Annotated in this window: 21 protein-coding genes and 1 riboswitch; of the genes, 5 read left to right on the top strand and 16 right to left on the bottom strand. The window is 46.7% G+C overall.

Annotation, left to right across the window (positions count from 1 at the left end):
- Positions 1-199 precede the first annotated feature (199 nt).
- The 6 genes from AZH43_RS07805 to AZH43_RS07780 all read right to left on the bottom strand — a co-directional run bounded on the left by AZH43_RS07805 (position 200) and on the right by AZH43_RS07780 (position 8,307).
- Positions 200-565: a YkgJ family cysteine cluster protein gene (locus AZH43_RS07805; protein WP_067668417.1), complete on the bottom strand. Its 366-nt coding sequence runs from the start codon at positions 563-565 to the stop codon at positions 200-202.
- 93 nt (positions 566-658) lie between these two features.
- Positions 659-1,456 carry an oxygen-binding di-iron domain-containing protein gene (locus tag AZH43_RS07800; RefSeq protein WP_067668415.1) on the bottom strand — a complete coding sequence of 266 codons (798 nt, stop codon included), beginning with the start codon at positions 1,454-1,456 and terminating at the stop codon, positions 659-661.
- Positions 1,457-1,639: 183 nt separating this feature from the next.
- Entirely contained in the window at positions 1,640-2,215 is a 576-nt protein-coding gene (locus tag AZH43_RS07795; protein WP_171254444.1) for a TMEM165/GDT1 family protein, read from the bottom strand.
- Between the two features lie 79 nt (positions 2,216-2,294).
- Positions 2,295-2,441, bottom strand: a riboswitch (yybP-ykoY riboswitch).
- A 165-nt stretch (positions 2,442-2,606) separates the two neighbouring features.
- Positions 2,607-4,565 (bottom strand): 2-oxo acid dehydrogenase subunit E2, encoded by a 1,959-nt coding sequence (locus tag AZH43_RS07790; protein ID WP_067668410.1) that lies wholly within the window; start codon positions 4,563-4,565, stop codon positions 2,607-2,609.
- Positions 4,566-4,567: 2 nt separating this feature from the next.
- Entirely contained in the window at positions 4,568-7,270 is a 2,703-nt protein-coding gene (gene aceE, locus AZH43_RS07785; RefSeq protein WP_067668408.1) for a pyruvate dehydrogenase (acetyl-transferring), homodimeric type, read from the bottom strand.
- 347 nt (positions 7,271-7,617) lie between these two features.
- Entirely contained in the window at positions 7,618-8,307 is a 690-nt protein-coding gene (locus AZH43_RS07780; protein ID WP_067668406.1) for a M23 family metallopeptidase, read from the bottom strand.
- A gap of 109 nt (positions 8,308-8,416) precedes the next feature.
- Between AZH43_RS07780 and AZH43_RS07775 the strand changes: the two genes are divergently transcribed.
- On the top strand, positions 8,417-8,857 hold the full coding sequence (locus tag AZH43_RS07775; RefSeq protein WP_067668404.1) for a DciA family protein: 441 nt from the start codon (positions 8,417-8,419) through the stop codon (positions 8,855-8,857).
- A 96-nt stretch (positions 8,858-8,953) separates the two neighbouring features.
- Here the strand turns inward: AZH43_RS07775 and lpxC are convergent, their stop codons facing one another.
- The 8 genes from lpxC to gshB all read right to left on the bottom strand — a co-directional run bounded on the left by lpxC (position 8,954) and on the right by gshB (position 18,320).
- Complete coding sequence (lpxC, locus tag AZH43_RS07770; protein WP_067668402.1) at positions 8,954-9,856, bottom strand: UDP-3-O-acyl-N-acetylglucosamine deacetylase; 903 nt, start codon at positions 9,854-9,856, stop codon at positions 8,954-8,956.
- 125 nt (positions 9,857-9,981) lie between these two features.
- The gene (ftsZ, locus tag AZH43_RS07765) at positions 9,982-11,178 is read right to left on the bottom strand and encodes a cell division protein FtsZ (RefSeq protein WP_067668400.1); all 1,197 of its coding nucleotides are present in this window, start codon (positions 11,176-11,178) and stop codon (positions 9,982-9,984) included.
- 157 nt (positions 11,179-11,335) lie between these two features.
- Positions 11,336-12,598: a cell division protein FtsA gene (ftsA, locus tag AZH43_RS07760; protein ID WP_067668398.1), complete on the bottom strand. Its 1,263-nt coding sequence runs from the start codon at positions 12,596-12,598 to the stop codon at positions 11,336-11,338.
- A 68-nt stretch (positions 12,599-12,666) separates the two neighbouring features.
- Positions 12,667-13,521 (bottom strand): cell division protein FtsQ/DivIB, encoded by an 855-nt coding sequence (locus AZH43_RS07755; RefSeq protein ID WP_067668396.1) that lies wholly within the window; start codon positions 13,519-13,521, stop codon positions 12,667-12,669.
- Between the two features lie 3 nt (positions 13,522-13,524).
- A complete protein-coding gene (locus tag AZH43_RS07750) occupies positions 13,525-14,454 on the bottom strand; it encodes a D-alanine--D-alanine ligase (RefSeq protein WP_067668394.1) in 930 nt (309 codons plus the stop codon).
- A 62-nt stretch (positions 14,455-14,516) separates the two neighbouring features.
- Entirely contained in the window at positions 14,517-15,965 is a 1,449-nt protein-coding gene (gene murC / locus AZH43_RS07745) for a UDP-N-acetylmuramate--L-alanine ligase (protein ID WP_067668392.1), read from the bottom strand.
- 12 nt (positions 15,966-15,977) lie between these two features.
- On the bottom strand, positions 15,978-17,075 hold the full coding sequence (gene murG, locus AZH43_RS07740) for an undecaprenyldiphospho-muramoylpentapeptide beta-N-acetylglucosaminyltransferase (RefSeq protein WP_067668390.1): 1,098 nt from the start codon (positions 17,073-17,075) through the stop codon (positions 15,978-15,980).
- A gap of 300 nt (positions 17,076-17,375) precedes the next feature.
- On the bottom strand, positions 17,376-18,320 hold the full coding sequence (gshB, locus tag AZH43_RS07735) for a glutathione synthase (RefSeq protein ID WP_067668388.1): 945 nt from the start codon (positions 18,318-18,320) through the stop codon (positions 17,376-17,378).
- 387 nt (positions 18,321-18,707) lie between these two features.
- Between gshB and AZH43_RS07725 the strand changes: the two genes are divergently transcribed.
- Together AZH43_RS07725 and AZH43_RS07720 are read left to right on the top strand one after the other, a co-directional pair.
- Positions 18,708-18,905: a DUF3565 domain-containing protein gene (locus AZH43_RS07725; RefSeq protein ID WP_067668446.1), complete on the top strand. Its 198-nt coding sequence runs from the start codon at positions 18,708-18,710 to the stop codon at positions 18,903-18,905.
- Between the two features lie 321 nt (positions 18,906-19,226).
- Positions 19,227-19,436, top strand: a complete 210-nt coding sequence (locus tag AZH43_RS07720; RefSeq protein ID WP_067668384.1) for a cold-shock protein — start codon at positions 19,227-19,229, stop codon at positions 19,434-19,436.
- A gap of 215 nt (positions 19,437-19,651) precedes the next feature.
- Here the strand turns inward: AZH43_RS07720 and pyrE are convergent, their stop codons facing one another.
- A complete protein-coding gene (pyrE, locus tag AZH43_RS07715; RefSeq protein WP_067668382.1) occupies positions 19,652-20,302 on the bottom strand; it encodes an orotate phosphoribosyltransferase in 651 nt (216 codons plus the stop codon).
- 39 nt (positions 20,303-20,341) lie between these two features.
- Here pyrE and AZH43_RS07710 point away from each other — a divergent pair, with 39 nt between their 5' ends.
- Complete coding sequence (locus tag AZH43_RS07710) at positions 20,342-21,160, top strand: exodeoxyribonuclease III (protein ID WP_067668380.1); 819 nt, start codon at positions 20,342-20,344, stop codon at positions 21,158-21,160.
- Positions 21,161-21,763: 603 nt separating this feature from the next.
- Positions 21,764-22,111 (top strand): Spx/MgsR family RNA polymerase-binding regulatory protein, encoded by a 348-nt coding sequence (locus tag AZH43_RS07705; RefSeq protein ID WP_067668378.1) that lies wholly within the window; start codon positions 21,764-21,766, stop codon positions 22,109-22,111.
- A 118-nt stretch (positions 22,112-22,229) separates the two neighbouring features.
- Here the strand turns inward: AZH43_RS07705 and AZH43_RS07700 are convergent, their stop codons facing one another.
- A complete protein-coding gene (locus AZH43_RS07700) occupies positions 22,230-22,667 on the bottom strand; it encodes a DUF2147 domain-containing protein (protein ID WP_067668376.1) in 438 nt (145 codons plus the stop codon).
- Between the last annotated feature and the right edge of the window lie 38 nt (positions 22,668-22,705).

Here is a 22,705-nt window from a genome sequence, read left to right as displayed (position 1 = left end):
GTAATTTCCGTGCGCTATTATAAACAAAAAATTAGCTTTAATTCATGCCTATTTCAGCCATTGCCGATTTTTTTTTCAAAACTGAGCTTTTCTCATTATTATTTAAGCTTTAAGTTATTATTTTCAATCTTCTTTTATGCAATCCAACTTTCTTTTTATGCTGTAAAAGCAGAAGCATTCTTCTGCTTTTACAGCGCAATCAGCACACTTGATCAAAATCTTCATCATTGACAGCAGGCGGCGCCTCAATCGGCACAAAGGCAATCATGTTATGCGCCTTACGCGCCTTATTGCACTGCGCATCGGCAATCTGCACTTCCTTGCAGGAAGTACTGCGCGCCTCATACATGCCGCAGCTGACCTGCTCCCCGACCGTGCCTTCCAAAGCAATACAGCGCGGTGAGGAACTGTTTGTACCCGCCATGCATGAATATACGGCTGTTACCGGCTCCGTATAATGTTCGGGCATATTCATCCCTTCCGCCCAATAAAATGAAACCCTGAAAAAGGCGCAGCAGGCGCCACAGCTTAAACACGCATCCTGTGTCGGTACTTGAGACAGCATTGTTATTAATTCTCGTCATCAAAAATCATTTTTGAAGCTGAATATTAAAAAATACTATCCCGCTGCTCAATATCTTTTTATCACTTGCAGCGTCTATTCAGGGAAGGTAAATACAGACTCATCCATTAAATCCGTACCGCACTCCAATGTTTCAATCCAATCTAAAAATTGGTTGATCTGCTCTTTGCCGACAAACGGCGTGCCATGCTGCGGCACAATCATTTCCACATCCATAGTACGCACCATGTTGACCCATAAACGGATGATTTTGTTGTTGCACATATAGCGCTGATGGAAACCTTTCATTTTAGGAATATGCGCTGCAAAGTTTTCCAAAGGCTTCGAGGCGTCTTCCACCATTGAAGCGCCCATATCGCCAGAAAATAAAATTTTCGCAATTGGATCGTAAAATTGGAAGTTGCCGACTGAATGCAAAAAATGCGCAGGCACTGCCACAATTTGGCTTTGGCCTAAAGTAATGATTTGACCGTGATCCGGCAGCTCGACAAGGCGGTCCAGCCAATTGCCTTTCATGCGGTCACTCATAAATGCTGAATTCAAATGCGGCAGGAAGCGCGCCCAGAGTTTCGAAGCCACGACTTTAGCGTCGGTATACACCAGCCAGCGCGGCATAGACGTAATAATATCCGGATCCTGATGCGAAGCCATCACATAATCGAGGTTGGTCAAGCGGGTATACTTGTTCAGCTCCATGGTCAGCGGCACATAGGTTAAATCACCGCCCGGATCCAGCACTGCAGCGCGTTCATGGTCCAAAATCAGAAATTGATTGGCCTGTACGCCTTCACCTTTAACCAAGCTGGTAAAACTGATGCATTTGTGTGTGCCGTTATCAAACAACACCTGCGACGTAGTGCGGTCAAATGCCATACCTATTCCCCGAAAATTCTGTTTTTCTTAAAAGACTTTTATTCCCCTACAACATATATGGTATTACACAAACTTACAATAAATTTAAGACCAGTATCATTAGAAATATCAACAAATTGAGAACCAATTTGCATAAAAAAATCCCGATTTTTTAAGTCAGGATTTAGATTTTGAAGCTGATGATTAGAAAAAATAATGCTGGACTAAGGCAGCAATACCAATGATCAAAAATACAACGGCGCCAATTTTATGAATTAAAGCAATCGGGAGTTTTTCCGCCAATTTGTTGCCAATAAATACAGCAGGCGCATTCACCAGCATAATACCCAATGTTGTTCCCAGCGTTACCCAGCCAATACTGTCAAAACGGGCGGCCAGCGCTACCGTCGCAATTTGCGTTTTATCGCCAATTTCCGCCAAAAAGAATAAAACGAAAGTTGCGCCAAATACCCCATACTTTTGCCACTTGTTGATGCTTTCCGTTTCATCATCCAATTCATCAGGAATCAGCATCCAGGCGGCCATTGCAATAAAGCTCAATGAGACAATCCACAATAGGACTGTCGGACTTAAAACGGTGGTAATCCATTGGCCTAAAACGGCAGAAACACCATGGTTAACTACTGTGGCAAGAAAAATAGCGATAAGAATGGGAACAGGTTTTCGAAAACGCGCAGCCAGCAGCAACGCCAGCAATTGGGTTTTATCGCCCATCTCGGATAAGGCAACAACGGCTAAAGAAATTAGAAAAGCTGACAGCATGATGGGTTTCTCTGGCTAGCAAAACAAATACCAATGACTCACCTCTCCTGCTAGCCTAAAAATCTGCAGAGCGGTAAATCAAAGGTCTTGCCAACAAAAGAAAGCTTTTAGAAAAAGCTCATTTGGTTCTTTGCTATGATGACCATGCCCGTTTTAGGACAATTATGTTGACCATCACCTATTTACTTTGCGTAAATAGCGGCTACTCCCCAATGAAGTATCAACATTTTAATGGGATAGGCGCAATAATGCAAACTGAATTATAAATACTGATAATACAATAAGATAAACTTTCAGCGCCTTTGGCCTGTATTGTGAACTGTCGGCGGCACGCTCACAAAAATAAACCCTGCCGAAGCAGGGTTTTATTCACACAATTAAAACGCTATCAGAGCAGCAAGCTGCGGATATCAGAAAGCAGTTTTGTCAGCTTATTTGTAAAGCGGGCGGCATCCGCACCGTTAATCACACGGTGATCGTAGGACAGGGTCAATGGAAGCATCAGCTTCGGCTCAAAGCCTTGACCATTCCATACCGGCTGCATCGTTGCCGGTGAAATACCCAAAATTGCCACTTGAGGCCAGTTAACCAATGGCGTAAATGCTGTGCCGCCAATCGCGCCTAAGCTGGAAATGGTAAAGTTCGCGCCTTGCAAATCTTTTGGCGACAATTTCTTATCACGCGCTTTTTGGCCCATCACACCCAGCTCTACCGCAATCTGCTTAATCGTTTTTTGATCCGGATTACGCAAGACAGGCACAGTCAATCCATCGGGTGTCGCCACCGCAATCCCCATATGGATTTCGTTGCGCAGCAGTACAGACTTGCCGTCATCCGACAAGTGGCCGGCAAACTCGCGCTCTTCTTTCAGCAAATGCGATACGGCTTTAATAATAAAGGCCATAATCGTCAGGCTGATGCCGTCTTTCTTAAAGCCGCCCTTAAGGTCATTGCGCCATGCTTCAAGCTCGGTAATGTCCGCCAAATCAAACTGTGTGACTTGTGGAATAAAGTTATTTAAAGACAGCTGCGGAATGGAAACTTGCTGCAGGCGTGTCAACACTTTCTCTTCAGTTCCGCCAAAGGCAGTAAAGTCTGGAAGTTTAGGCAGGCCTGCCGACTGAACAGCAGAAGATGCTGCAGGTGCAGACTGCGGCGCAGAGAGGCGAGTCTTGACATATGCCTTCAGATCTTCCTTCATGACACGCGCATGCGCCCCAGATGCTTTCACATCCGATAAAACCACACCCAATTCACGTGCCAGTTTACGCACAGCAGGGCCTGCATAAACTTTCGCATTGGCTTCATTCTGCGCTTTGGTCAGCTTATCCGCACCCTGCTGCTGCACAGGTTCAGCAGCAGGCTGAACTGCTGCTGATGCAGGCTGCGCTTTAACTTCCGCTTTTGGCGCCTCTGCTGCGGCAGTTACTGCCACTTGAGCGGGCGCTTGGCCTTCTATTGTCACTAACGCAATGCCTTCACTAACATTTTGCCCAAGCGTGACATGAATTGCCTTAATCACGCCTGCCGCAGTGCTTGGCACTTCCACAGTCGCTTTGTCAGATTCCACCACAACAATACTTTGGTCTTTCTCAACGGTATCGCCGACCGCTACCAAGATTTCCGCCACAGCGGCCTTGTCTACGCCCAAATCAGGCACAGCAATTTCCATCGCGCCGGTTTGTACAGGCGCTGCTTGCGAAGCTGCTTCAGTTTTCACGGATGCTGAGGCAGACGCAGCTTCTGCTTTCGGCGCCTCTGCTGCCGGCGCTGTACCGGCAGTTTTGACTTTCAGAATCACCACGCCTTCTTTCACGCTGTCGCCAGCCTGAATTTCAATCGCTTCAATGGTTCCTGCTACTGTACTCGGCACTTCTACAGATGCCTTGTCAGACTCAAGCAGAACCAAACTGTCATCGACAGCAACAGCATCGCCTACTTTCACCAAAATTTCAGCTACTGTCGCCTTTTCTACACCAATATCCGGCACTTGCACATCAACAACCGCAGAAGCAGAAGTTGGCGCTGCCTGCTGTGCTGGAGCAGGCTCAACAGATGAGGCTTCAGGCTGAGGCGCTGGAGCAGCTTCCGCTTTTGGCGCTTCTGCTGCCGGCGCTGCACCTTCTGCTTCCAGCTCAATCAGCACTGTGCCTTCATGCACTTCATCACCCAATGCAACGGAAATGCTTTTCACTACACCAGCTGCTGTACTCGGAACTTCCACAGAAGCTTTGTCTGATTCCAGCAACACCAAACTGTCATCTACCGCCACCGTATCGCCGACACTGACCAAAATTTCTGCCACTGTTGCTTTATCTACACCGATATCAGGAGTCATAATTTGCATGATCAGTTCTCCTCTTTGTAGTCTGCAACAGCGTGCAGTTCAGGATGCGCTTGCGGCAGCCAAGCCACTGGACGGTCTGTATCCAATTCAAAGCTGGAAATTGCATCTTTGACTAAACGCGCATCAACTTCGCCTTCATCCGCCAATTTTTTCAGTGTTGCAACCACAATATGGGCAGCATCCACACCAAAGTAGCTGCGCAAGTTCGCGCGGGTATCTGAGCGGCCATAGCCATCTGTGCCTAAGGCAACAAATGGACGGCTGTCTGGAAGATAGCCGCGGATTTGTTCACTATATGCGCGCATATGATCTGTAGCCGATACCACAATACCATTCGTGCCGCGAAGCTGCTGCGATATCCATGCTTCTTTTGCAGTTTCAGCCATTGGATGCAGGCGGTTGTATTCTTCACACGCCATGCCGTCACGCGCCAATTCATTGAAGCTGGTTACGCTGAATACATTTGAATGAATTTGATATTCATCACGCAGAATTTGCGCAGCTTTAATCACTTCACGCAGAATCACGCCTGAACCCATCAGCTGAACAGTGGCTTTTTCATCTTCCTGCAGTAAATACATACCGCGCTTGATGCCTTCTTCAGCGCCTTGCGGCATTTCAGGGTGTTCATAGTTCTCATTCATCACTGTCAAGTAATAGAACACGCGCTCTTGATTGACATACATGCGCTGCAAACCGTCATGCACAATTACCGCCAATTCATAGCCGAAACATGGGTCATAAGACACGCAGTTTGGAATTGTGTTGGCAAGGATATGCGAGTGGCCATCCTGATGCTGCAAGCCTTCGCCATTCAATGTTGTACGGCCCGCTGTTGCGCCCAGCAAGAAACCCTGCGCCTGCGCATCGCCCGCTGCCCATGCAATATCGCCAATACGCTGAAAACCGAACATGGAGTAGTACATGTACATCGGGATCATTGGCAGATTATTGGTGGAATAGCTGGTTGCCAGCGCGGCCCATGCGCTCATTGCGCCCGCTTCGTTAATGCCTTCCTGAAGCATGTGGCCATCTTTGGCTTCACGGTAATGCATCAACTGTTCTTGGTCTTCCGGCGTGTATTTTTGACCGTGCGCTGCGTAAATCCCCAGCTGACGGAACATGCCTTCTAAACCAAAAGTACGCGCTTCATCCGGAACAATAGGTACAACGCGGTCTTTAATGGCTTTTTCTTTCAATAATGCAGAAATTAAACGCACCATCACCATCGTCGTTGACTGTTCTTTACCGCCGCTGCCTTTGAGCACACCGTCAAATACCGAAAGCTCTGGAATAGCCAGAATTTCACTTTCTTTACGGCGTGCAGGCAAGTAGCCGCCCAGCGCTTCACGGCGCGCTTTCATGTATTTCAGTTCAGGCGAGTTTTCGCTTGGACGGTAGAAAGGCACTTCTTCAAGCTGTTCATCAGAGAATGGCAGATTGAAACGGTCACGCACGTATTTCAAAGAATTGATTTGCATTTTCTTGATTTGGTGCGTTTTGTTGACCGCTTCAATTTCTTCAGACAAACCGTAGCCCTTCACGGTTTTCGCCAGAATTACCGTTGGCTGGCCTTTGGCTGTGCATGCTTCTGCATAGGCAGCAAAGACTTTGTACGGGTCATGGCCGCCGCGGTTCAGATTATCAATATCTTCATCGCTTAAATCTTTAACCAGCTCTTTCGCTTCTGGATATTTACCAAAGAATTTCTCACGCGCATATGCGCCGCCTTTCACTTGGTAGCGCTGGAAGTCCCCATCTACCGCTTCTTCCATAACCGCTTGAAGTGCGCCAGTCGTATCCTTCGCCAGCAGCGGATCCCAATGGCGGCCCCACACGACTTTAATGACACGCCAGCCCGCACCGCGGAACAAAGATTCCAGTTCCTGAATAATTTTACCGTTACCGCGCACTGGACCATCCAGACGCTGCAAGTTGCAGTTCACCACCCAAATCAGGTTGTCCAGCTTTTCACGGCCAGCCAATGAAATAGCGCCCAGACTTTCCGGCTCATCCATTTCACCATCGCCCAGATAAGCCCAGACTTTACGGTCTTCTTCTTTAATCAAGCCGCGGTTCATCAGGTACTTTTGAATGTGCGCCTGATAAATGGACATAATCGGGCCGAGACCCATCGACACAGTCGGGAACTGCCAGTAATCCGGCATCAAATACGGATGCGGATAGCTTGGCAGGCCAATGCCGCCGACTTCACGGCGGAAATTGTTTAAATGCTCTTCTGTTAAGCGGCCTTCAAGGAATGAACGCGCATAGATACCCGGCGCACAGTGGCCTTGATAATAGATCATGTCGCCGCCAAAGCTGTCGCTGTTGGCGCGGAAGAAGTGGTTAAAGCCCACATCGTAAAGTGTTGCAGAAGATGCGAAGCTGGCTAAGTGGCCGCCTAAATCATCGCCTGTTTTATTGGCGCGCAGCACCATAGCCAAGGCATTCCAGCGGATCAGCGCGCGGATTCGACGCTCCATATCCTGATCGCCCGGCATTGCCGGCTGCTCTTCAACTGAAATGGTATTGCGGTAAGGAGTATTTAGACGCTGAATAGAAACGTGCTTAGCAATTGCGCGCTGATACAGTTTTTCAAGCAGAAAAGCTGCGCGCTCCGTTCCCATATGCTGTAAAACTGAATCAAATGCTTCTTGCCATTCCTGGGTTTCCTGCGCATCTGTATCGCCGTAGAACGCCATGTTTCACCTATCCTGTGTGCCTAATTTTATACTTCTATATGTATCATATTTTGCTCCAGCTCAGTTATGGCTGCAGATGAATACGATAATGGACTAATATTTAGTAAATAAATAGACATTGACTATTAGTTACACAAATTAGCAAATTTCAGCCAATAATGAGCAAATATTAACCGATTTCTATTCTATAAAATGATAGTCTTAAATGTGTAGATCTAAAATGTAAAAAAGGCCACTGCTCAAGCGCTGGCTTGGACAATGACCTTATTAAAAAACAGTTTTTGAGGTTTTATTATGATGCTATGCGTTTTGCGTTAAATGTTTTGGAATAACGAGCTTCTTGCTTCTTATGGCAGCATCGCTAAATAAGTCGATGGATTCTTGCGCTGGCCATCTTTTACAACTTCATAGTGCAAATGCGGGCCTGTGCAGCGGCCAGTACAGCCGACATTGGCAATCTGCTCACCAGCTTCAACCCGGTCGCCGACACGCGCAATTAAACGGGACGCATGCGCATAACGGGTCAGATAACCGTTGCCATGATTAATTTCAACATATTGGCCATAACCTGTGCCCCAGCCTGATTTAGTGACAATGCCTGGGCCTGTCGCATAGATTGGCGTGCCGCTTGGCGCTGACATATCCAAGCCGGAGTGGTTTTCTGCACGGCCACCCATTGTGCGGCCGCCATAGTTAGAGCTGACGCGCTTCAAATCAGGAAGCGGATGCGCCACCAGCCATGAATATGGGTTGCTTGATGATGATGTATAAGACTTTGAGCTGCTTGAACCGTATTTCTTCGCAATTGACGCATTATTCAGTTCAATGCTCTTTTCCCGTAGCTGTACATTCAATTTTGTTTCAGCAGGAATATCAATATCGTTGGATTCAGAATATGCACCTTGAGACAAAGTGCGGGTTAATTGTTCAATACGGTCTGTAGAACCGTCCTGATTTACATCAACCAAGTCCGCAAAGGCAACTGAAGCTGCTGAAGCGGCGAATGAAAATGCCAATAAAATACGGCGCAAATGCATAAAAAACCTCGTTAAAACTGTTCTTAATCGAATTCCTTGAGTGATCTCTTCCTTGATATCTACTAAAAGAAGCGCATAAGATTAGGACATAAACATGAAGGAAATATGAATGTCTGAACCCCTGAACGTCTTTCAACAAACAAGAAAACACATAAAAACAGGAAACTTTTCGTTTCTCTCAACGCAAGTCGCTGCCTGGCAGAAACTTACGAAACTCGTTCAACCTTTATTGCCCCAGCCGGAACAATGGCAAGTCGTTTGTTATCAAAATGGTGTGCTGATGCTTACTGGCGAAAATCAGGCGCTGGTGAGCCAGCTGGCTTATCTTCAAAAGCAATACATTGATCAGCTTTCACAAATACATGAATTGAAGGAATTAAACAAGATTCAAGTTCGCCTAAGAGTTCCATCTCAAACGCAACCGTCCCTTGAAAAAGCTTCGGAACCGCTCAGTGCAGAAACACAGGATCTTCTGCGCAATGCTGCTGACTTTGTGAGCGACCCTAAGCTTAGCCAAGCAATGCTACGTTTGGCAAGCAATAAAAAGTAACCGGCGCCGGATCAGCACTCAGCCTGAAAAATATTTTGTGACATATTTATCATTTTATTTTGTTATATTATAACGCAACATTTAAAAGACAATGACTTATGTCACACTGACATAAGAAATTGGGCAAGCGTTTACGTCATCAAATGTTACAATTTCATAACTGCTTGGATCACTTTTCACATTGCGCAGCAGCTGATTATTCAGCGCATGTCCCGATTTATAGGCATCATATTTAGCAATAATCTGGTGTCCCAATAAATACAAGTCACCAATTGCATCCAGTATTTTATGCCGGACAAACTCATCAGCAAACCGCAGCCCCTCCTCATTCACCACACCGGTGTCATCCAAGCCAACCGCGTTATCCAAGCTGGCGCCTAACGCCAGATTATTAGACTTCAGATAGTCCAAATCCTTCATAAAGCCAAAAGTCCGCGCTTCACTGACTTCATAAACAAAAGTTTCTGTCGAAAAATCAATCGTTGCTGACTGGTCTTCTTTTTTAAAGGCCGGATGGTCAAAATCAATGGTAAAATTCAGCTGAAAGCCCTCATGCGGACTGAAGACAGCTTTTTTATCGTCAATATAGGCAGCCACAGGCTTCAATATTTTAATGAATTTTTTTGGCGCGTCCTGCTCAGCCAAGCCGCCCTGCATCAGCAAATAAATAAACGGCCCTGCGCTGCCATCCATAATCGGCACTTCTGACGCAGACACTTCAATAATCAAGTTATCAATACCTAAGCCTGCGATTGCACTCATAATATGTTCAATGGTGCCAACTTTGGCATTTTCCTGAACTAAATTTGAGCACATGAATGCTTCCTGGATCAGCATGGCATCTGCTGGAATATCCACTTTCGGTTCCAAATCGATGCGGCGAAACACAATTCCCCCGTCTGCATGATGCGGCACAAAGTTAATCATGACTTTCTGCCCACTATGAAGACCAATTCCGCTCGCTTTCACGACGCGCTGCAGGGTACGCTGTTTCAACATGCTTCTCATTCATCGGTAGATAAAACCGCTATACGTTAGCATATTTAGCCATTGATAAAAAACAAAAAAGGCAGCATTACTGCCACCTTTTTATATTTTTTTATTAAAAATCAACGCACTGATAGTTACTTGCGCTGTTGATTTTTTAAATAATCCTGAATGCTCATAGGTGTCGGGCGCGGGCTGGAAACCGCAGGAGCCGACTGAACCGGCATGCCGTTAGTGCCATCCGCCTGCTGGCGCTGAATTGCAGGTACATCATCTTCATCAACCGCCGCCTGCGCCGCAGTCTGCTGGCGGACCGCCTGCACGCTTGGACGCTTCACAGGTTCTGCAGAATCTGCAGAATTTCGGGTCAGGCCTGTCGCAATCACCGTCACGCTGATTTCATCACGCGCATCGGGATCAAAGACTGTGCCATAGAACACTTGCCCTTCATCCAAATCGACAATTTGATTGACCACATCGGTGATTTCTTCAATTTCACCGAAAGTCACATCATCGCCGCCCGTCACGTTAATCAAAATGCCTTTAGCATTCATGATGGTCACGTTATCCAGCAATGGACTGCGGATGGCTTGTTCTGCAGCCTGGCGCGCACGGTTTTCGCCGCGGCCAGAACCTGCACCCATCATCGCGTAACCGCGTGTGCTCATTGCCGTTTTCAAGTCAGCAAAGTCAAGGTTGATATGCCCTGGACGGACCACCAAATCAAAAATACTGCGCACTGCATTCAATAGAACGTCATCTGCTTTTTTATAAGCATCTTTCATTGAAATATCGCGGAACACTTTCAGCAAACGCTGGTTCGGAATAATAATCAGGGAATCAACATGCTGCTCTAAAGCCTCAATGCCTTTTTCTGCGGACTGCTGGCGGCGCTTGCCTTCAAAGTTGAAGGGCGTAGTCACCACGCCTACAGTCAAAATACCCATCTCTTTCGCAATTTCAGCAACCACTGGCGCTGCGCCTGTGCCTGTGCCGCCGCCCATGCCGGCAGTCACAAACACCATGTCTGTACCTTCCAAATGCTGGCGGATCAGTTCACGGCTTTCTTCTGCGGCCGCCTGTCCAACTTGAGGATTGGCGCCTGCGCCTAAGCCGCGTGTGCCCTGCTCGCCCAGCTGGATTTTGAACTGCGCATTCATGCGGTCCAGCGCTTGCTTATCGGTATTTGCGCAAACAAACTTCACACCCTGAATATCTGATTCAAGCATGTGCTGCACAGCGTTTCCACCTGCGCCGCCTACACCGAATACAGTGAAACGGGCTTGACCAATGCTGTCGCTTTGATCATCTTCTAAAAATTCAAATGAGGCCATGACCTGTAAAATTCCTAATCTTAATCGGCAGTCACATCAGCCCGTATACTGCCTTGATCTTAATAAAATTGTTTTTAGAATGCGGTTCCGGCCTGAGCTTGTCAAGTTCAAGCGATATTCCGTACAACTTCCCAACAATATTCCCAAAAAATTCCACTTAAAAGATGGATTTCAGTGTTTCATTCAAGCCTGACCAAGCACGCTTGACGCGTTGCGTCATTGATAAGCGCTCAGGATCATCCTGCTCTACAATCGTATCCTGCGTATCGCTTTGGCTAAACATCAGCAGGCCAGCTGCTGTTGCATATTGCGAACGGCGCAGCGCAGCCTGATTCTGTTCATCGGCATGCACCTGCACCGGCGGATTGCCCAAATGTGCAGAAACACCCAGTGTTTTGCGCGCAAAACTGACCATCCCTTCAATTTGCCCAGCATCTCCCGTCAATACCACACCATGATACAGGCCGTGAATCGCGCCATTGCGTTCCAGCACTTCCCGCACCAAGCCCAGTATTTCATCATAGCGGGCGATAATGATTTCCGTCAGCTCAATGCGGCTGATGGTTTGCGGGCCATCAATGCCTTGGAACTGAATCATATGATCCGGCTTAACAACTTTGAGATCTACACAGCCGTACAGCAGCTTAATGCGTTCCGCTTCTTCAGTCGTGGTTTGCAGCACCGCCGCGATATCGCGGGTGACATGCTCACCGCCACGCTGCAGCGTGTGCGTCATGGCCAAACGGCCATCCAAATATACAGCCACATTAGTGGTACCCGCGCCGATATCCAGCAAGCAGACGCCATATTCGCGCTCATCTTTCAGCAGGCAGGCTTCAGCTGTCGCCAAGCTGGAAATCACCATGCGCTCAACACCGATATTGGCGCCTTTCAATGCACGGTCCAAATTCTGCATGGTGCTGATCGGCAGCATCATCAAATGATAGTGCCCAGTCATGCTGTGCGCAGACATGCGGATCGGGTTAAACACCCATTCTGGCGCATCATCCAGCTCAAACCCAAGCGGCACTGCGCTGACCAGGTAATGATCCGATGTTAAATGGCTGGCTTTGGCCAGTTCTAATGCACGCACCACTTCATTGGTTGTTATTGTATGGTCCGTATTTTCTACAGGTGTACGCCCAGAGGCATAAAAACTTTTCAATTCGGCGCTAGGAATGGAAATCCATGCAGAATGCACACGGCATTCCGCCATGTCTTCCGCTTCCTGCACTGCATTTTTAATTGCGGTAATCACCTTATCGAGACTGACAATTTTGCCTTTATTCATGCCTCGGTTACGAGCGGTCGCCATGCCAATCACCTGAATATTATCCGGTGCATGGACCTTACCAATCAAAACTGAAACTTTATGTGTCCCAATGTCAATCGCAACAACTGAGGGAACAGCTTCATTCATTATTTACTACTACCATTCACTTGTTCGTTTAATTTATGGCTCAAAGCCTCTATGCGTAAAGCCAAACATTATGGCTTTACCGCTATTCCATCCGCAATGCCTGTGTCATTAATCGTTACAACAAAATGACCATTTAATATTTTAGGCGGCGCAGAGTTTTTCCACTGAATCGCCAAACCATTTCTATAGCGCAAGTCTATTGCTGAAATATTAGGCCAAACCGGCTTTAAATCCGCGCTGGCCAGATGACTCAAGCGTTGAAGCTTACTCATGGTTTGATCCTGATCAACAATAATGCGCAGGCCTGAATCAAACTGCATAAACCAAGTCATGCGTTCTGTTAAATATAATTCTTTTAATCGAATGCCGACCGGCAGGAATAATTGATTAATTTCGTTGTAGCGGCGCATCATCATTTTTGAATGGCTGACCGGCCCATGCAGCAGCGGCAAATTCTGATAATTCCGAGGGGTCACCTCTGTGAACACATCTCCGCTGTCGCTCAGCAATCGCCCTGTTCCCCAACGTGCAATTGCATTGCGAGGCATCACCCGCACACGAATGGCATTTGGCCAGGCACGCGATACAACAACGCGATCGACCCAAGACATTTCTAAGGCGCGGTCGCGTATGGTTTTTAAATCTGAGGTAAAATAATTTTCCGTCACCGCTGGAGCGACATGCGCCAGTACCTGTTTCTGCTCGGCATCCGACCGCGTGCCGACTACATCCAGCGAGGCGATTTGCGCGTCCGTCATCACCCGATACAGACCGAACACCCCTGCCGCCAATACAAATGCCGCAATCAGCAGCAAAAGCCAGCCGCCTGCATTCGCAAGCTTCTCTTTACGGGTGGGAGGCTTGTCATGTATTGAGGTAACTGCGGCGCGCTTGCGGCGCATGGATGCAGGGAGTTGAGCCATATCTTAGTGAGCCGCACCTGTCAGTGTCTGCTCTAAAATCGCGACACACAATTGATCAAAATCCAAACCTACAGTTTTGGCCGCTTTCGGCACCAATGAATGGCTGGTCATCCCCGGCACGGTATTCACTTCCAGCAGCCAAAAATCACCATTTTCATCCTGCATCGCATCAATGCGTCCCCAGCCGCTGGCGCCAACGGCCTGAAAAGCACGCAAACACAACGCTTGCAGCTGCTTTTCAACGTCTGCCGCCAAACCGCAAGGAATGCCGTATTCCACATCATTACGATTATATTTTGTTTCATAATCATAAAACGCGACATCCGCAGGCGGCTGCAAACGGATAACAGGCAAAGGCTGGCCATTTAAGAATGAAATGGTGTATTCGCGGCCTGTAATCCATTTTTCCGCCATGACCACAGCATCGTGCAGCGTTGCTTTTTCAACAGCGCCCGCTAGGTCTTCAGCTTTTTCAACCTTGCTCATGCCCACACTGGAGCCTTCATGCACAGGCTTAATAATGAGCGGTAAACCAAGGCTGGCAATCACGTCATCTAAATTCGTATCTTTTGCAATAATGCGGTATGGCGCAGTAGGAAGCTCAGAACCTTGCCAAATTTGCTTGGTTTTAACTTTATCCATGCCAATGGCGGAGCCTTGAACGCCTGTCCCGGTATAGGGGATATTCAGCCATTCCAGCGCGCCCTGAATTTGACCATCTTCACCACCGCGGCCATGCAGCACAATAAATGCGCGGTCATAACCCACCAGTTCCGTTACACAGCGCTCTTGCGGATCAAAACCTTCGGCGTTAACCCCTGAGCGGACCAATGCTTCAAGTACCGCTTTACCGCTATCTAGAGAAACCTCTCGCTCAGCAGACTTACCGCCAAGCAACACGGCAACTTTGCCGAACTTTGAAGCATTTGACACGTTTATATCCTTAAACTTTAAAACTGGTCGATCAAATCAAATAATGCATCCAAATGAAATGCTTATTTTAAATATAGGCTGTTATGAGCCAGCTCAATAGAGATAGCTCCAACATTACCTGCGCCCTGCGTTAATAACAAGTCACCTGGCTGCAGCACTTTTTTCATTACATTCTGAATATTGCCTTCTACAGGATCAATCAGAATTGGCTCTACTTCTCCGCGCAGGCGGATACTGCGCGCCAGCGCGCGGCTGTCTGCGCCCACAATCGGCTTTTCACCTGCAGAATAAACTTCCAGCAGAAGCAATTGATCGACTTGTGACAATACATCAACAAAATCGTCAAAACAGTCGCGGGTACGGCTGAAACGGTGCGGCTGGAACATCATCACCAAGCGACGGTCCGGATGGCTCGCGCGGGCAGCCTTAATGGTTGCCTCCACTTCTTTTGGATGGTGGCCATAATCATCCACCAGCTTGACATCCCCCTGCTCAAGCGCAAACTGGCCTTGCACCTGAAAACGGCGTCCAACACCGCTGAAGCCTTCCAATGCACGCGCAATCGCGGCATCTGAAACACCTTCATCTGTCGCAATGCCTATTGCAGCCAATGAGTTCAGAATGTTATGCGCGCCCGGCATATTAATGGTGACACGCAATGGCTCGCGGTCTTTACGCAATACCGTAAAGTGCGACTGCATGCCTTGATGCTCAACATCCACAGCGCGGACATCATTGTCTTCATTGAAACCATATGTCAGCAATGGACGGCCAATGCGCGGCATGATTTCACGGATATTGGCATCATCGCCGCAAACCACAGCCAAACCATAGAATGGCAGCTTTTGCAGAAATTGCACAAAAGTATCTTTTAAAACATCGAAGCTGCCGCCATAGGTATCCATATGATCGGCATCAATATTGGTGACAATCGCGGCCATCGGCTCCAAGAATAAAAATGATGCGTCTGACTCATCAGCTTCCGCGACGATATAGCGGCTAGCGCCCAATGCCGCATTCACGCCGGTACGGTTCAATAAGCCGCCGATCACGTAGGTTGGATCGAGGTTTTCTTCCGCCAGCATGCAAGTCACTAAACTGGTCGTTGTGGTTTTGCCATGCGTACCCGCAACCGCAATACCATGGCGGTAGCGCATCAGTTCACCCAGCATTTCTGCACGGCGCACCACAGGTGTACGTGTTTCAATAGCTGCTTTAATTTCAGGGTTTTCCTGATCAATCGCAGTAGAAACAACAATGACGTTTGCACCTTGAATATTTTCCGCTGCATGGCCGATATACACTTTAATGCCGTTTTCTTCCAGCTGCGCAGTGGTTTTAGACGGCTTAATGTCTGAACCTGACACTTTATAGCCTTGGTTCTTTAAGACTTCTGCAATACCGCACATGCCTGCACCGCCAATCCCCACAAAATGAATGTGTTTGATCCGGCGCATTTCAGGCACTTTAATTAATTTTTTCGCTTGCTCAGCAGGAGTTGAAGGAGACATAAATTACTCTGATTACAATTCTTGAATTAAACGGGCCACATGCTGTGCTGCATCGGGCTGTGCCTGCTGGCGCGCTTTCACCGCCATTTCCTGTAATAGCTGGCGGTTCATCAGCGGCTGCAGCAGCGCTGTTAAGCTTTCTGGCGTCATCTGGGCCTGCGGGCAAATTTTCGCAGCATTGATGTCGGCCAGGAATTTGGCATTTGCTGTCTGGTGATCATCCACTGCGCTTGGCAATGGCACAAATACTGCGGCAAGGCCTGCAGTGGCGATTTCCGTCACTGTCAGCGCGCCTGCACGGCAAATAATCAAGTCTGCTTCCGCATAGGCTTGCGCCATATCTTCAATAAACGGCGACACTTCAGCATTTAAGGTTGCGGGCGCATCCGCATAACGCGCCTGCGTCGCTTCGGCATTGTTTTGACCGCACTGATGAAATACATTCAGCGGCACATTCAGCTGTTTCAGCGCTTCCGGCACACATTCATTCAATGCACGTGCGCCCAAAGAACCGCCGACAATTAAAATCCGCAGCGGCTGCCCCGCTTTTTCCCGCTCTTGATAGCGCCAGGACGGATTTAAAATTTCAGTAATTTCCTTGCGCACCGGATTGCCGGTCGCCACAACTTTGGATTGCGCAGGAAACGTATTCGGGAAGGCTTCACAGACCACCTTGGCAATACGTGACAGCTGGGTATTGGTAAAGCCTGCGACAGCATTCTGTTCGTGAACAATCACGGGAATGCCCAAGGCGCGGGCAGCCAAACCGCCCGGCCCGGCCACATAACCGCCAAAACCGGCAACAGCATCAACTTTCAGCTTTTTCATATAGCGCATAGCGCTGAGTGTGGCTTTTAAAATTTTAAAAGGCGCCAAAATTTTGCGCACCATGCCGTTGCCGCGCACGCCTTGAATATCAATCTGATAAATTGGAATATTATGATTCTTCAGCAGCCGGTTTTCCATGCCTGCCGGCGTTGCCAGCCAAGACACGGCAATGCCTTTTTGCTGCAATTCTTTTGCCACGGCCAACGCGGGGAACACATGTCCGCCCGTACCTGCGGCCATCATCATTACATGTTTAGGCTGTTTTAGCTGTGCATCGGTCACGGTCTAATTCTTCAATTTAAATAAGGCTAGAGTAAATCGTTATAAGCAGACAATTGTAATCACAAACGCATTGCCGTGAAAGTTTATTTGCTTTATTTCACGGGCTGCACCATTGTTTTTTTCTGCAGATTTTGAAGTTTAAACTAGTTTTATTATTAATCGGGCTAAATTGTCAAATTTTATACATTTTTAAACCTTAAATGCCTAAATCTCCCATCTTGGGACTGCGTCGCAGGACCTCCAAAAAACTTCAGGCATAAAAAAAAGCCCCGAAGCGCTCTTTTTTATGCCATTTAAAGATTAAGCTTTCAGCCCATTTTCCAAGACATCAAACAAATCATCGGCAATTGAGGTGCCAAATTGCGCATCAATTTCACGCACGCAGGTTGGGCTGGTCACATTAATTTCAGTCACATAGTTGCCAATCACGTCCAAGCCCACAAAAACCAAGCCTTTTTCACGCAGGAATGGCCCAACCTTGGCCGCAATCGCCTTGTCATTTTCGGTCAATGGACGCGCTTCACCCAAGCCGCCTGCCGCTAAATTGCCCCGCACTTCGCCATTTTGAGGAATGCGCGCCAGACAGTACGGCACAGCTTCGCCATTGATCATGAGAATGCGTTTATCGCCATCCACAATTTCTGGAATATAGCGCTGCGCCATAATCGGCTGCGTGCCGTTATTGGTCAGAATTTCAATGGTCGAGCCGATGTTCACGCCGTCTTGAAATAAACGAAAAATTCCCATGCCGCCCATGCCGTCCAGCGGCTTCACAATCACATCGCCATGTTCCTTGATAAATTCGCGGATCAGGCTTTGCTGGGACGTCACCAGCGTCGGCACCTGAAGTTCAGGAAACTGTGTCGCAAACAATTTTTCATTGCAGTCCCGCAGGCTTTGCGGCTTGTTGATGATCCATGCGCCCTCGCGTTCCGCCTGCTCTAAAATATAGGTGGCGTAAACAAAGTTCATGTCAAATGGCGGGTCTTTACGCATCAGCACGACATCATAAGCCGCAATTGATTCTTTTTTCTTTTCGCCCAGCTCATAGTAATGATTGTAGTCTTCAAAAACCTTCAGTGGAGAAATCAGGCCAAAAGCCTTGCCTTGATCGATATACAAGTCCTGCTGCAATGCATAGCCCAATTCATGGCCGCGGCGGGAAGCTGCCCAAAGCATGGCCATAGAAGTATCTTTTTTCAGGTTTACATTTTCGATGGGATCCATCACAACAAGTACACGCATCTGGAACGCTCATAAAGATTTTGATTGGTGAAAAGTATAGCGGAGATTGGTGCAGATGTTTTCTGATTTTTTACGATGCTTATCTTCAATTCTGCATGTATAGAGATGAAATACAAATTTATGCGTTCTGTTTATTTTCAAAAAATTTTTCTGTATTTTGAGCATAACCACCCTCTAATAAGCCTTCAAAAAGATGCAAAAAATCGGAATTTTTAGCCTGCAGCCATTGCCGATTTTTTTTGGCATTCCAGCCTTTATGAGATAAAGTGTAGACGCGGCTACGGCTCCAGCTTGGATTGCTTCGGGCTTTAGCCCAATGGTGCGGAAATGGGCCAGCTTTTTTCATTATTTATGCAGTTTTTTACATCGCGCGCTGAGGAATTCAATATGCAGCAAGCCATTATTGGTTTTCACCAAGATGATGAAAGCCATTGGGTTGCAGAGCTGGCTTGCGGTCATACGCAGCATGTGCGCCACACTCCTCCTTGGCAAAATCGCCCGTGGGTCATGACTAAGCAAGGCCGCCAAGAAAAATTAGGATTTTCACTGCCCTGCAAGGCATGTGCAGAAACAGCGCCGCTATAAAAGCGGCGGCCAATCAGGCCTTTATTTTCAATCAGCCAGACCATTCAATCATCTCAGATAGAAACAATTGCAATGCTAAGCAGCTATTATTTATAGCAATATTAAATTATTGAAAAATAAAAGCATTAATGTTTTTAATTTAGTGTATGATATGCCTAACTGGAAAAAAGTATTGTTCCATTAAGCCTCTTTAAAGTACCGCAGTTTTATTTCATAATCCGCCGTTTTTTCAGATCGTTGTTTCAATTCTTGTTGTATTTTCGAGTTATTCCATAGTCATTTGCGTGACTAAAATTACTAAAATTTACTAGGTTATAGATTATGTCTAATACTGTTACTGGCACCGTTAAATGGTTCAACGAAACTAAAGGTTTTGGCTTTATTCAACAAGAATCAGGTCCAGACGTTTTTGCTCATTTCAAAGAAATCAACAGCACAGGCTTCAAAACTTTGTTTGAAGGCCAAAAAGTTTCTTTCAGCGTAGTTGAAGGTCAAAAAGGCCCGAACGCTGTAAACATCGTTCCTCTCTAAGTTTTTAGAGACACGAATAAAAGCACCGAAAGGTGCTTTTTTTTATGCGAAAAATTTACATTGCATCAATTAGTAATTATTTAATAATAAATAATTACTTAAACTCAATTTTCATCAATAAAATTTAAAATACAAACGATCACATGCTGTTATTTTTTCAATAAAAACCCCCATCATGAATGGGGCTTTTTTAAAATTCAAAGCTGATCTTAAAATTAAATTCCGTATTTCACACGGTAGGCTTCCATTTTCGCTAAGGCTTCTTTTTCACCTTTCGCATCCAGAAAATCCATTAGGTCTTTCATTGTAATCAGCGCATGAACTGGAATTTCCAATTCTTTTTGCACTTCTTGAATGGCAGACAGATCACCTTGGCCTTTTTCCTGACGGTCTAAAGCCACCAAAACGCCAGCAATTTGCGCGCCGGCATTTTTCAGAATAGTCACAACTTCACGAATTGCAGTTCCTGCCGTGATGACATCATCAATAATCCAGACTTTTTTACCTTCAACAGATGCGCCGACTAACACGCCGCCTTCGCCATGATCTTTAGCTTCTTTCCGGTTAAAGCCCCATGGCACGCTCACGCCATGATTTTGCGACAAAGCCACAGCCGTTGCAGCCACAAAAGGAATGCCTTTATAGGCAGGGCCAAAAACCACTTCGACATTTGCGCATTGCGTTAATTTATCTGCATAGCCCGAAGCCAGCAATGACAAGGCTTCACCATCATTCAGCAGGCCTGCGTTAAAAAAATAAGGACTCACACGGCCCGATTTTAAAGTAAACTCACCAAATTTAAGCACGCCGCGTGATAATGCGAGTTCGATAAAAGCCTGAGGGTTGAATGCCGCTTGCGCTGTCATGGGGTGCTCCATTTTTTTAAGTTGAGGTTAAACCTGAGCATGATACCAAAGAGTAGCTATCCAAGTGATCAAAAAATTCTAAGAGTCGTTTCAATTAACGTCAACGGCTTGCGCTCTTCTGTGACCAAAGGCTTGCTGGAGTGGCTGGAACAGTCCGATGCCGATGTGATCTGCATGCAGGAAAGCCGCATTACTCACGTGCAATGGACCGATAAATTCAAACCGGAAGGCTGGCATACGCATCTGTTCCCCGCAGAGCGCGCAGGCTATGCCGGCACCGCCATTTACAGCCGCCTGCCCTTCCTCTCAGTCAAAGACGGCTTAGGCTTTGAACTGGCGGATTCGCAAGGCCGTTTTATTGCTGCGGAGTTCGATTTAGGCTTAGGCAAATCGGCGCACATCTGCTCGCTTTATTTGCCATCCGGCTCTTCCGGCGATGAAGCGCAGGCGCGCAAAGACCACTTCTTAGAAGAATACACAAAAATTCTGAAACAATGGCGCGACGAAGACAAATCCATCATTGTTTGCGGCGACTACAATATCGTGCACAAGCGCATTGATATTAAAAACTGGTCAGGCAATCAGAAATCTTCCGGCTGCCTGCCGCATGAACGCGCATGGCTGGATCACATTTATGATGACTTGGGCTATGTTGATACTTTCCGCGAAGTGCGCAAAGAAGCAGAATTGTATTCTTGGTGGTCCAACCGCGGTCAAGCCCGAGCCAAAAACGTCGGATGGCGGATTGATTATCATGCCTGTTCCCCAGACTGGAAAGAGCGCACGGTTAATGCATGGGTATTCAAAGATGAGTGGTTCAGCGACCATGCACCGGTAATTATTGACTATAAATTGTAAATTTTTTGCAGATTAAGTAAACACATGTTCACTGAATCAAGGTCAATTTCTCACAAGCACTGCCGTTTTAGCAGATTTATCTCACTTTGAATGCAGCGCATTATTGTCGCACGGCACAGGGACATGTCAGGATGACACAAAAGGATAGGACGCCGTAGGAAGAAAACAAAAACAGACTAAAAGATTTAGCTTGTTTTTCATGGATGTGACAATGGACGTTGTACTGAGACCCGCATGATCAGGATGATTAAATGCGGGTTTTCTCTTTTTCCCCTCATCAATTTTCCTGCATTTTAAGCAGTTACTCGGCAAATACCTGCAGAGATCTCTGCACAGCGTATTGTTGTATTTTATTATTTTTCTTTTTTTATGCTGTGCGTTGCAGACGCTTGATTTTAATCTTCGATTTTTTTCAATATTTGCTGATCTGTTCTTCTTGGCTCTCAGTCTAGAGCGGCTTTATGTCGATTTCATTACAGCAGCGGCACGCATGCTAAAAAAAATTAAAATGATAAAAGCGGCGGACACAGGCATAGAGCTTTCACGCATTTTTAGTTAATCTGTTGAACATTGCATAACTTATTACGTTTAGGATATATCCCAATGCTCAAGATTTACGGCATCAAGAACTGCAGCACCATGAAAAAAGCCTTCGACCTGCTGAATGAATTAGGCCTTGCTTATGAATTTCATGACTATAAAAAACAGGGGATCGATGCTGAAACAGTAAAAACGTGGCTGGATGCCAAAGGCGCGGACATTATTTTGAATAAAAAAGGCACCACTTGGAAAAAGCTTGATGAAGCTGAACAGCAGGCAGCGCTTGCTAGTGAGGCGCATTTAATTGAAACCCTGACAGCGCACAGCAGCATGCTTAAACGCCCGGTACTGCAAACCCAGCAAGGCCTGATTGTCGGTTTTGATGAAGGCGCTTACCGTAATTTAAAATAAAATTTAAAGATGCTTACACCCGACGGCCGCGTATAAAAAAACCTGACTGCATACAGTCAGGTTTTTTGAATTTCTCTGGAATTGCCTTTTGGATCAGGCAAGACCGGCTCGGGCAAAATCAGTTCGCGCGAATCCAAGTTTGGTTACGGCCAAGCACAGAGACGCCAATAAAGCCGCGCAACTCAAGTTTTTTGCCGCCATCAGCAATCTCACCTTTCAAGCGGTAAGTTTTGCCAGACTGCGGATCTAAAATAGTCCCATCTGCATAGCTTGTACCACCGGTATTTTTAAGGCCGCTGACAATACGCAAGCCTTTCAGTGATTTGTTGTGATACGGGCCTTCACATTTGGTGCAGGCATTTTCTTCGCCCTTGGTCAAAATCTGCTGAATGCTGGCAGTCAATGTTCCATTCTTTTGCTCAGTAAATTTTACAATAGCTTTCGGCTGCTTGGTTTTATCATCAATTGTCTTCCAAGATGTGCCATTTAAAGGGTCTGCAGCGTTTGCCAATGCAGTCAACCCAAGTAATCCTAATGCTAGCGCAATTTTTTTCATTTTTGTTTATTTCCCTGGTCTGGTATAGACAGCTTAAT

It is taken from the genome of Acinetobacter pragensis (assembly GCF_001605895.1).
GTDB lineage: Bacteria > Pseudomonadota > Gammaproteobacteria > Pseudomonadales > Moraxellaceae > Acinetobacter > Acinetobacter pragensis.
The sequence above is the reverse complement of the archived record's forward strand: the minus strand, read 5'-3'. Positions and strand labels throughout refer to the sequence as shown.

What these genes read in the sequence shown, in the direction of transcription:
- AZH43_RS07805 (WP_067668417.1), bottom strand. Translation starts at nt 565, where the DNA reads ATGCTGTCTCAAGTACCGACACAGGATGCGTGTTTAAGCTGTGGCGCC.
- AZH43_RS07800 (WP_067668415.1), bottom strand. Translation starts at nt 1,456, where the DNA reads ATGGCATTTGACCGCACTACGTCGCAGGTGTTGTTTGATAACGGCACA.
- AZH43_RS07790 (WP_067668410.1), bottom strand. Translation starts at nt 4,565, where the DNA reads ATGCAAATTATGACTCCTGATATCGGTGTAGATAAAGCAACAGTGGCA.
- aceE (WP_067668408.1), bottom strand. Translation starts at nt 7,270, where the DNA reads ATGGCGTTCTACGGCGATACAGATGCGCAGGAAACCCAGGAATGGCAA.
- AZH43_RS07780 (WP_067668406.1), bottom strand. Translation starts at nt 8,307, where the DNA reads ATGCATTTGCGCCGTATTTTATTGGCATTTTCATTCGCCGCTTCAGCA.
- AZH43_RS07775 (WP_067668404.1), top strand. Translation starts at nt 8,417, where the DNA reads ATGTCTGAACCCCTGAACGTCTTTCAACAAACAAGAAAACACATAAAA.
- lpxC (WP_067668402.1), bottom strand. Translation starts at nt 9,856, where the DNA reads ATGTTGAAACAGCGTACCCTGCAGCGCGTCGTGAAAGCGAGCGGAATT.
- ftsZ (WP_067668400.1), bottom strand. Translation starts at nt 11,178, where the DNA reads ATGGCCTCATTTGAATTTTTAGAAGATGATCAAAGCGACAGCATTGGT.
- ftsA (WP_067668398.1), bottom strand. Translation starts at nt 12,598, where the DNA reads ATGAATGAAGCTGTTCCCTCAGTTGTTGCGATTGACATTGGGACACAT.
- AZH43_RS07755 (WP_067668396.1), bottom strand. Translation starts at nt 13,521, where the DNA reads ATGGCTCAACTCCCTGCATCCATGCGCCGCAAGCGCGCCGCAGTTACC.
- murC (WP_067668392.1), bottom strand. Translation starts at nt 15,965, where the DNA reads ATGTCTCCTTCAACTCCTGCTGAGCAAGCGAAAAAATTAATTAAAGTG.
- gshB (WP_067668388.1), bottom strand. Translation starts at nt 18,320, where the DNA reads ATGCGTGTACTTGTTGTGATGGATCCCATCGAAAATGTAAACCTGAAA.
- AZH43_RS07725 (WP_067668446.1), top strand. Translation starts at nt 18,708, where the DNA reads ATGCAGCAAGCCATTATTGGTTTTCACCAAGATGATGAAAGCCATTGG.
- AZH43_RS07720 (WP_067668384.1), top strand. Translation starts at nt 19,227, where the DNA reads ATGTCTAATACTGTTACTGGCACCGTTAAATGGTTCAACGAAACTAAA.
- pyrE (WP_067668382.1), bottom strand. Translation starts at nt 20,302, where the DNA reads ATGACAGCGCAAGCGGCATTCAACCCTCAGGCTTTTATCGAACTCGCA.
- AZH43_RS07710 (WP_067668380.1), top strand. Translation starts at nt 20,342, where the DNA reads ATGATACCAAAGAGTAGCTATCCAAGTGATCAAAAAATTCTAAGAGTC.
- AZH43_RS07705 (WP_067668378.1), top strand. Translation starts at nt 21,764, where the DNA reads ATGCTCAAGATTTACGGCATCAAGAACTGCAGCACCATGAAAAAAGCC.
- AZH43_RS07700 (WP_067668376.1), bottom strand. Translation starts at nt 22,667, where the DNA reads ATGAAAAAAATTGCGCTAGCATTAGGATTACTTGGGTTGACTGCATTG.